The sequence below is a fragment of the Acidimicrobiia bacterium genome (genome assembly GCA_016650365.1).
Lineage (GTDB): Bacteria > Actinomycetota > Acidimicrobiia > Spongiisociales > JAENVV01 > JAENVV01.
The window spans coordinates 1-9,157 of sequence record JAENVV010000322.1; the positions used below are offsets into that span (position 1 = coordinate 1).

Here is a 9,157-nt window from a genome sequence, read left to right on the forward strand (position 1 = left end):
CAGATCCAGGGTCGCGAAGGCCAAGGTGTTCTTCTCATCTTCAGACAAATGCAGGTTGAGTACGACGTCCTTTTCCATGAGCACCTCCACCGTCAGTATCCGACGTAGCGGTGCCTGACGTCAATCGGCCAAAAGACCCGTGCCGGTGGGCTACTGGCCCTGCCCGAGAGTTGTCTCGATGGATACTCGCTCGCCATTTCGAACCAGGTCGATACCGACCGTGGTCCCAGGGGGCGTGTTCTGGACTTTCACCTGAAGTTGTTGGATATCGGCGACCATGTCTCCGTCGAAGGAAACGATCACATCACCGACCTGAATTCCGGCATCGGCGGCAGCTGAGCCTGGTGAGACTTCATCGACAAGAACGCCGGGGTTGCGGGCCTCGGAATTTGGCAAGGTGGAGATGCCGAGTAGGGAGGTCCTCACCTCCTGGCCGGCCACGATCTGATCGGCCACGATGACGGCCAGGTCGATCGAGATGGCGAAGCCGATCCCGTCATTACCGCCCGAGCTGGTGAAGATTTGGTCGTTGATGCCGATGACTCTTCCGCTTCTATCAACGAGCGGTCCGCCTGAGTTACCTGGGTTGATGGCGGCATCGGTCTGGACCATCGAAACACCGGAAACGTTGCGATCAACGGCTGAAACAATTCCGGCGGTGACCGTCTGCTCCAGGGCGAACGGACTCCCCAGGGCTACGGCCAATTGCCCGACCCGGATGTCGGCTCCGGTGGCAAGTTGGGCAACCGGGAGGTCGGGGCTGCCGTCGATTTTGACGACCGCTACGTCGGTTGGCTCGTGTCTGCCGAGAACCGTTCCTCGAACCGTGCGTCCGTCGAAAAGTCTGATGTCGACGTTGGTGGCGTTCTGGACAACGTGGGCCGCGGTCAGGATGAGCCCGTCCTTGCTGTAGATGACGCCTGAACCGAGGCCGAAATCGGTCGAGATCTGCACGACAGCCGGGCTTACCGCGGCGGCAATGTCGGCAACTGGATCGGCACCGGCAACTATCGCCGATATCTGCTGGGTGGAACCGGTTGGCAGCGGGGCGGCGATCTGGGGAATTCTGGTGGCGTTGATGATCAGACCGGCCGCTACAACGTAGAAGACCAGGAGAATCCAGGGGGCCCGTCGGGTGCGCTTGCTAGATGTCATGGGTGCCATCGTTATTCCACTCTCTGAATGTGAGATGTGAACTATCTAAGAAAACGGTCAGTTCTTTTAGGTTGTCCCCTATAGAACCACTAATCCGACGATACCGGCAAACACTGCGTATAGGGCGAATGGCGCCATCCCCCGCCTGACGAATATCCGGAGCAGGATTGCTATGGCCGCATACCCGGAGACGGCTGCCACGGCGACGCCCACCCAGAGCGATCCTGCGACGCCGGTGCCGCTTCCTGCCAGATCGACGAGCTCCAGCGCGCCGGCCGCGGCGATCGCTGGGATACCGAGCAGGAACGAGAAACGTACCGCTTCGGACCGTTCCATGGAGCGGCCCACGCCGGCCGCAATCGTCATGCCCGAACGCGAAATACCCGGGATGAGTGCCACTGCCTGACCCAGTCCGATGACCACCGCGTCGGGCCATCTCAGGGAAGCGATCATCCGATCCCCGAGCGTGAATCGATCACTGAACCAGAGAACCAGACCGGTCACGACCAGGGCCACAGAGACGGCGGTGGTGGAGCCTTGAAGTGTCTCGATGCTGCTTCTCACGAAGAAGCCGATTCCGGCCGGAAGGCTGCCAACTCCCAACAATATGAGCGTACGGCGGGCGATCGGATCGCCACGGAACGACGCCAAGCCGAGGAGGTCCCGTCGGTAATAGGCGATCACCGCGGTCAAGGTGCCGAGGTGGAGTACGGACGAAGCCGCCAAGCTTGGCGGAGCGGTGCCCAAAAGCTCAGGGATGAGAACCAGGTGACCGCTAGATGAGATGGGTAGGAACTCGGTGAGTCCCTGCACGAGACCCCAAACGATTGCTTCGATCACGGCGACGAGGTTAGACCAGTTGCGGACCGTCTCAGTCGTTCGTTGTCAGGACGGTTACCTTTCCGGCCTCGGAGGCGACGGCGACATCCGCCGCCGCCTCGGCCGGTATGGCGATCGTGGCCAGCGCCGAAGCCCCGCCGAAGGCGTCGCTTCTCGTTTCGACCGTCAATGTGATGCCCGTCACGATGGTTGTCTGGTCGGTTGACAACAGAACCAGATGGACGTTCTGGCCGGGACGTACATGCCCGGGAACACTCAACTCAATGGCCCACCAACCTTCCGGCGCCCTGGCCGGTTGGTTGGTCACCTGGCCGGTTATCAGGGGGTCACCCTCCCGGATCTCCACCCGGGCGTAGCCCTCCGGTTGAGCGTCAGGGAGGAGCCCTGATGGTATTTGAACTGACCGGAAGAGGTCGGGACGCAGTTGGGTTCCTGCCTCGATGTCAGCGATCGCGAACCAGTGGCCGGTTGTTTTGGGTCCGGCCACCTCGACGGCGAAGGCCGCGATGACCAATACGATGGACAATGACCAACGTATCCACGGCGGGGGAGCGAACCAGTGCATAGGCGCACCGTATCGGAACGGTCACCCGGGGGGAAGGGGGTCGGTCTAGGAGTCGGAGGCGGTGTCGGGAGTGCGCGAATCCGTCGAGTAATAACCGGAACCCTTGAACACGACTCCGGCAGCCTGCACCACCTTGGTGAGTGAGCCACCGCATTCTTTGTGTTTGCGAAGGGGTCTGTCCGAGAACCGTTGCATGGCCTCAATGGTTTGTTCGCAGTCGCCGCAGCGATAGACGTACGTTGGCATAACTTCCTCTGTCAGTAACGGGGGGATCATACTGGCTGCCTAGACTTCGCCAAATGACGAGCGTTCTGGTCCTAGCTGCCGGCTACCTATTTGGCAGCATCGATTTTGCTGTCCTCATAGGCAAACTCAAAGGCGTTGATATCTATTCCGTTGGTAGTGGTAATCCTGGAACGTCCAACGTACTACGAACCATGGGCAAAGGCGCAGCCGTCGCCGTTTTGGCTGGAGATCTACTCAAGGGCCTGGCGGCCGGTTGGGTCGGATACCTGTTGGCGCCGGCCGGATCAGGTTTGTTCAGCTCTGGCCTCGTGGCCGGGGCGGGGTTCATGGCGGTGGTTGGACACTGCTACCCGCTGTTTCATCACTTCAAGGGCGGAAAAGGCATCGCCACCGGGCTGGGTGTTTTGATCTGGGCGGACCCGCTTGTCGCGTTGTTGCAGCTTCTCATCTGGGGGATTCTCGTAAAACTCACCAAAGTGGCTGCGATCGGTTCACTGGTTGTGGTGGTAGCGTCGATTCCCATGCTTGTTTTACGAAATGTTGAGTGGCCGACTCTCGTTTGGGTCGGGGCAGCCCTGGTCCTGATCGTGTGGCGTCACAAGGGCAACATCGCCCGTATGTTGAACGGCGGAGACGCCAAGGTGGTCGAGGTATGAGTGTCGAAGTAGTTGTCATCCCGGCCGCCGGCCGGGGAACCCGGATGCGTCCGGCCACCCGATCGGTCCCCAAGGCGCTCATTACGGTGATCGATCGCCCGACGATCCAATATGCAGTCGAGGAAGCCGCCCGGGCTGGAGTGACCGAAGCCGTGCTGGTGGTAAACCTCGATGCGGCCAACGATATCGAGCATCATTTCATCGACGAGGGGCCGTTGCCTGGTCTCGAAAACATGCGAATTCGAATGGTGGTCCAGGAAGAACCCCACGGGCTGGGACACGCCGTGCTTACCGCCCGTGAAGCGGTCGGAGATCGACGGTTCTTCTGCGGCTTGGGCGACATGATTGCCCCTCCGGCTGCATCTTTCTATCAACGTTTGGAAGAGGCCGCCGGCGGCGGGTCAGCCGTTGCCGTCAAAGAGGGAGTGGAGGACTACTACGACCGGTACGGAGTCGTCAGTGTGTCCCGGAGCCTCGATGACAGAGTCGTCGAGATGGATGCCGCCGTGGAGAAACCCGGGCGAGAGGGTGCGCCTTCCAATCTTTGGTTGGTGGGTCGATATCTGTTTGGCCCTGACGTCTTTGATCATCTATCCGCGCTGAAACCCGGCCATGGCGACGAGATTCAACTGACCGACGCGATCAACGCAGTGGCCGCGGCCGGTCAATGCCGCGGGGTCGTTTTTGAGGACGACTTGTTGGATGTCGGCAATCCACTCGACCTGCTCAAGGCCTCCACGGTTTTGGGATTGCTCTCCGATGAGTTCGGAAAGGACTATCGAGCCTTTCTCGATGGACTGGGTTGATGCGGCTCCTCGAAGAGGCCCGCCGTGACGTTCTGGCGGCGGCAACGCCACTCCCGATAGTCGAGGTGAACCTCGACGAGGCACTTCAATTGGCTCTGGCGGTCGATGTTGTGGCGTCTCACAATGTGCCACGGTTCACGAACTCGGCAATGGATGGCTATGCAGTCCGGGCGGTCGATACGAGTCGGGCACCGGTCCGGCTCAAGGTACTTGAGGATGTTGCGGCCGGACATGTCGCAACCGCTTCGGTGGAACCGGGCACGGCCATCAAAGTCATGACCGGAGCACCGATTCCTGACGGAGCCGACTCCGTGGTCAAGGTCGAGGACACCAACCAGATTGCAGATGACGTGTCCATCAATGTCGCGGTGGATCGAGGCACGGCCATTCGACTCGCCGGTGGTGACCTCGTCGCCGGATCGACGGTCTTCCAGGCCGGTGACACGCTCACACCCACCCACCTCGCGGTACTTGCCTCCCTGGGCGTTGGTCATCCGATGGTGCGCAGGCGTCCCATCGTGGCTGTCTTGTCGACCGGGGATGAGGTCGTCGGAGTCGACGCTGAAACATTGAGCCCCTCCCAGATCAGAGATACCAATCGGCCGCTCCTCAAGGGGCTGCTTGCCGAGGTCGGGGCCACGGTGCTTGACCTCGGTATCGTTGGCGACGACGCCCGTGAGCTGCGGCATCGAATCGAGCAAGGAGCGTCACAGGCGGATGCGGTCATCACGTCCGGTGGAGTCTCGATGGGGGAGTACGACCTCGTCAAACAAATCCTCGGCGAACTCGGATCGGTCGAATTCTGGAAGGTGGCGATGCAACCGGCCAAACCTTTTGCGTTCGGCAACGTAGCGGGAACGCCGCTGTTTGGCCTGCCGGGCAATCCGGTCTCGGTGATGGTGGCCTTCGAACAGTTCGCCCGCCCGGCGTTGTTGAAAATGATGGGCCATCGCGCCCTGTTCCGTCCTCGGGTGACCGGCCGACTGATGGGCGGAGTCTTGACCGATCCCGCCAAGACCGTGTTTTCGCGAGTGGTCGCTACCTTTGTCGACGGCGGTTGGGAAGCTCGCCTCGTCGGAGAACAAGCTTCGAATGTGCTCTCGGCTCTGGCTATCGGTAACGCATTCGCGGTTGTCCCGCTCGGTCAAGCCGAGGTTGTAGATGGGGGAGCCGTTGAATTGGAGATGTTTCGGTGGCCATCAATCCGAACCTTTGAGGAGGTAGCCGATGGGCAATGAACTATCCCATCTCACAGACTCTGGTGACGTCCATATGGTTGACGTGTCATCCAAGAAGTCGACTGATCGGGCGGCAGTTGCCGAGGCGATCGTCCTGATGGCGACCGGTACCGCCGACCTGTTATTCGGTGACGGTCTCCCGAAAGGTGATGCCCTTGCGACCGTTCGGGTGGCGGCCATCATGGGAGCGAAGCGCACGCCAGATCTCATACCGCTCTGTCATCCCGTTGCTCTGACCACGGTTGGCATCGACATTGAACGAATTGCGACCGGGGCCCGGATTGTCGTCACCGCCAAGAGCACCGGTCAGACCGGTGTCGAAATGGAAGCGATGACCGGTGCCATGGTTGGCGCGTTGACGATGTACGACATGGTCAAGGGTGTCGAGCGCTCCGTTGAGATCGGTCCGATTCGGTTGCTGGCCAAATCGGGAGGAAAGTCGGGAACGTGGACTCGTACCGCGGAGTAGTCATCACGGTCAGTGACCGGGTCAGCCAGGGCCAGAGCGAAGATCGCTCGGGGCCGACTGCCGTTGAGATCCTCGAAGAGCTCGGGTTTCGATGCTCCTTGGTCGTGACCCCCGATGGAGTTGGTGAAGTTGAGGGGGCGATCCGTCTTGCACTGCAGAGTGATCCGGCCGTAGTTGTGACAACCGGTGGTACCGGGATGAGCCCTCGTGACCTGACCCCGGAAGGCACCCTCAGGGTGGTCGAACGTCTTGCGCCGGGACTCGCCGAGGCCATGCGATCGGCGACCTTCGGGACCAACCCACACGGGATGTTGTCACGAGGAGTCTGTGGCATGGCCGGCAGGACGTTGATTCTGAATCTGCCCGGATCCGTGTCCGGGGTCAAAGAATCACTGAGCGTTGTTCGTCTGGCGCTTCGCCACGCGGTCGAGTTGTTACGATCTGCCGAGACGGAACACTGATCGCTGTTTGGACAGGCAAACGGTTCTGGCTATTGTGACTTGGTCTGGCGGAGGTACTAAGGGCGCATGGATTCCATTCTGATTTTTTTGCTAGTCATAGGTGGCGTGTGGGCGATCTACCTCGTCCCGCCAATTCTCAATTCCCGGCGTGAGACTCCGCTTGCTTCGACGGCTGAATACAGTCGTATTGCTGCTCGCTTGAATACCGTACAAAACGAAGGCCAGCCAGTCAGTGTCGGGATGAGCCGCAAAGCGGTCCTCGCCAGGCGACGCCGCACGCTCGCCACGCTGGCCATGGCCGCCGGCATGTCGCTCATCCTTGCCCTCACGACTCGCAGCCTCGGTTGGCTGTTTACTCACATCGCTGTTGACGCAGGCATTGCCTGGTACGTGGCAGTCCTGCTCCAGATCAAGCAAAGCCGAACCCAGCAGGTCATTGTGCCGGTTGGCACCGTTTCCTCCGCAGCGGCTCATGGTGAGCCGCAACCGGTTCGCGTAGTCGCTTCGTAGAACTCGCCATATGAGCGAGCCATCCGATATCGGTCGCCTCGAGGTAGCCGCCCGTCATCACTTTGACGAAAAATTTGCGGCCCGCGAAGTCGGTATCAAGAACGCTCGCCAGGCGATCCGGTTTTCTGCCAATGCGATTCGCAGCGTGCACCGTGGTGACTTCGACGCCGCCGCCGGTCTGATGAATGAAGCGGCTCGACTGCTGTCCGAAGCCAAACGCGAGCTGGAGGCCCATCCCGACATTTTGTACGCAGGGTTCTATTCGGATGCAACCAAGGAATATGCAGAGGCCCGCCTTACGGCTGCGGCGATATCCGGCCAACCGTTGCCAAACCCCGAAGAACTCGCGGTCGACTGGGCTCCGTACCTCAACGGGTTGGGTGAAGTGGTCGGTGAACTCCGCCGCCATCTCCTCGACCGACTGCGGGCAGGTGAAACGGACTACGCCGAGACCGTCCTGAAACAAATGTCAGATGTCCTCGATCTCCTCGCCTCCCTTGATTATCCCGACGGGATGACCGGCGGCCTACGCCGAACAACCGATGTCGCTCGAGCCCTCATCGAGCGGAGCCGGGCCGACCTGACCACCACCGTGGTCCAGGAACGTCTCATCAAGGAGATCCGGCAAAGTCGGGGCTGACAAGTCCGGTTCGATCGGTTCGCTGCTTGGTTTTTTCGGGCCCGCTTCGGTCGTTACACTGTCCAAGACCAGTCGCCTGGCGATGGTCGTCAGGGGATGTAGCTCAGCCTGGCAGAGCACCTCGTTCGCAACGAGGGGGTCACGGGTTCAAATCCCGTCATCTCCACTCAACGGTTCCGTCGCGCTTGGGGCGGTTTGGGTTCCGGCCTAGCGGCACAAGCCCGGTAAAGTCGCTGTTCAATGTTTCGATCCATCTCTGTTGCCGCTTTGATGCTGGCCCTCGTCCTCACCTCGTGTGCTTCGAATGCCGATCCCATTTCCAAGGCCGTGGCCTCGACCGATACGACGGCGAGTAGGTCGGCCATCGAAGACAACCCGACTGTCGGACCGGTGGAAACAGTGGCCGATGACCCCGTCGAAGAGCCGGCTGCGATGGTGACGACCACCATCCTGGATGCTGAACTTCAGTCGGCGATTACCGAACTGATCGGCATAACCGAGGACCTTCGAGAACTCGATTTTGTGCGACCTCCGGTCATCACGGTCGTCAGCCCCGAGGAGCTGGCCAGCCGGGTCCGCACAATCATCGACGAGGAACTCGATCCAAACGAGACAGCCCGCGATCAGGCTCTCTTGGCCAGTCTGGGGGTGCTCGACGCCGATACCGATCTGGGTGAACTGTATCTGGCGTTATACGCCGAACAAGTTCAGGGCTATTACGACGGGGACACCGAAGAGTTGGTCGTGCCGTCATCGGGCGACGAACTGGATGTCTTGGACAAGATGGTTTTGGTTCACGAACTGACGCATGCTCTCACCGATCAGAACTTCGGGTTCCACGACGAGCTGGATCAGCTCATCGAGGATCACGATTACGAACGCAGTGCCGCGCTTCGTGCGCTGGTTGAGGGCGATGCCACCTACACCCAGGCCCTTTACTTCTGGCAACTGCCGAAAGCTGATCAGACCCGAGGGATGGAGCTGATCGAGGCCGGGGCCGGACAGGCATTGGCGACCACACCCTCGTACATTGTCGATGTCCTGCAGTTCCCGTACAACGAAGGGGCCCGATTCGCGACTTCACTTGGGACATCTGGCGGCTTTTCGGAGCTCAACGACGCGTATCTGAATCCACCGACGACCACCGAGCAAATCTATGATCAGGACCGCTTCGAGCGACGAGAGCCCGCCCTCGAAGTGTTGATCCCGGTGGTCGACGTTGAAGGGTATGACATGAGCGATCAGGGAGTCTGGGGTCGGGCGGGACTCGAAGCGTTGTTTGAGCCATCACTGGGTCGGGGTGCCCGCCTGGCCGCAGAAGGATGGGGAGGTGACTGGTACCAGGTGTACTGGAACGGCACCGAAACCGTCTTTGTCATGAGCGTGATCGGTGACTCCCCATATGAAACCGACGAGCTCTATGACGGCTGGTCGGCGTTTATTGATGCCCAGGTTCCCTCGAGTGCCTCGGCCACCGTTGGCTGGGTCGATGGCCACGTCGCAGTGGTTGTGTCGCCAGATCAGGTGGCGATGTCTACTTTGGTTCGAGCACTCGGAGTCCAGACGGGCAA

Annotated in this window: 12 protein-coding genes and 1 tRNA gene; 9 read left to right on the plus strand and 4 right to left on the minus strand. The window is 60.4% G+C overall.

Annotated features, from left to right (window positions below):
- Positions 1–150: 150 nt before the first annotated feature.
- From JJE47_17570 to JJE47_17585, 4 genes are all read right to left on the minus strand, one after another.
- Entirely contained in the window at positions 151–1,155 is a 1,005-nt protein-coding gene (locus tag JJE47_17570) for a trypsin-like peptidase domain-containing protein (GenBank protein MBK5269235.1), read from the minus strand.
- Between the two features lie 78 nt (positions 1,156–1,233).
- On the minus strand, positions 1,234–1,995 hold the full coding sequence (locus tag JJE47_17575) for an undecaprenyl-diphosphate phosphatase (GenBank protein ID MBK5269236.1): 762 nt from the start codon (positions 1,993–1,995) through the stop codon (positions 1,234–1,236).
- A 31-nt stretch (positions 1,996–2,026) separates the two neighbouring features.
- Positions 2,027–2,560 (minus strand): hypothetical protein, encoded by a 534-nt coding sequence (locus JJE47_17580; GenBank protein MBK5269237.1) that lies wholly within the window; start codon positions 2,558–2,560, stop codon positions 2,027–2,029.
- Between the two features lie 45 nt (positions 2,561–2,605).
- On the minus strand, positions 2,606–2,806 hold the full coding sequence (locus tag JJE47_17585; protein ID MBK5269238.1) for a zinc ribbon domain-containing protein: 201 nt from the start codon (positions 2,804–2,806) through the stop codon (positions 2,606–2,608).
- A 53-nt stretch (positions 2,807–2,859) separates the two neighbouring features.
- Here JJE47_17585 and plsY point away from each other — a divergent pair, with 53 nt between their 5' ends.
- The 9 genes from plsY to JJE47_17630 all read left to right on the plus strand — a co-directional run.
- A complete protein-coding gene (plsY, locus tag JJE47_17590; GenBank protein ID MBK5269239.1) occupies positions 2,860–3,462 on the plus strand; it encodes a glycerol-3-phosphate 1-O-acyltransferase PlsY in 603 nt (200 codons plus the stop codon).
- Entirely contained in the window at positions 3,459–4,268 is an 810-nt protein-coding gene (locus JJE47_17595) for an NTP transferase domain-containing protein (GenBank protein ID MBK5269240.1), read from the plus strand. Before plsY ends, JJE47_17595 begins: the two co-directional genes overlap by 4 nt.
- Complete coding sequence (locus JJE47_17600; GenBank protein ID MBK5269241.1) at positions 4,268–5,506, plus strand: molybdopterin molybdotransferase MoeA; 1,239 nt, start codon at positions 4,268–4,270, stop codon at positions 5,504–5,506. The genes JJE47_17595 and JJE47_17600 overlap by 1 nt, the downstream gene beginning before the upstream one ends.
- Entirely contained in the window at positions 5,496–5,975 is a 480-nt protein-coding gene (gene moaC / locus JJE47_17605) for a cyclic pyranopterin monophosphate synthase MoaC (GenBank protein MBK5269242.1), read from the plus strand. The genes JJE47_17600 and moaC overlap by 11 nt, the downstream gene beginning before the upstream one ends.
- Positions 5,954–6,436: a MogA/MoaB family molybdenum cofactor biosynthesis protein gene (locus tag JJE47_17610; GenBank protein MBK5269243.1), complete on the plus strand. Its 483-nt coding sequence runs from the start codon at positions 5,954–5,956 to the stop codon at positions 6,434–6,436. The genes moaC and JJE47_17610 overlap by 22 nt, the downstream gene beginning before the upstream one ends.
- A gap of 66 nt (positions 6,437–6,502) precedes the next feature.
- A complete protein-coding gene (locus JJE47_17615; protein MBK5269244.1) occupies positions 6,503–6,946 on the plus strand; it encodes a hypothetical protein in 444 nt (147 codons plus the stop codon).
- 10 nt (positions 6,947–6,956) lie between these two features.
- Complete coding sequence (locus tag JJE47_17620) at positions 6,957–7,586, plus strand: haloacid dehalogenase (GenBank protein ID MBK5269245.1); 630 nt, start codon at positions 6,957–6,959, stop codon at positions 7,584–7,586.
- Between the two features lie 92 nt (positions 7,587–7,678).
- A tRNA-Ala gene (locus JJE47_17625) sits at positions 7,679–7,752 on the plus strand.
- A gap of 74 nt (positions 7,753–7,826) precedes the next feature.
- The coding region (locus JJE47_17630) for a hypothetical protein (GenBank protein ID MBK5269246.1) at positions 7,827–9,157 on the plus strand (1,331 nt) is incomplete at its 3' end.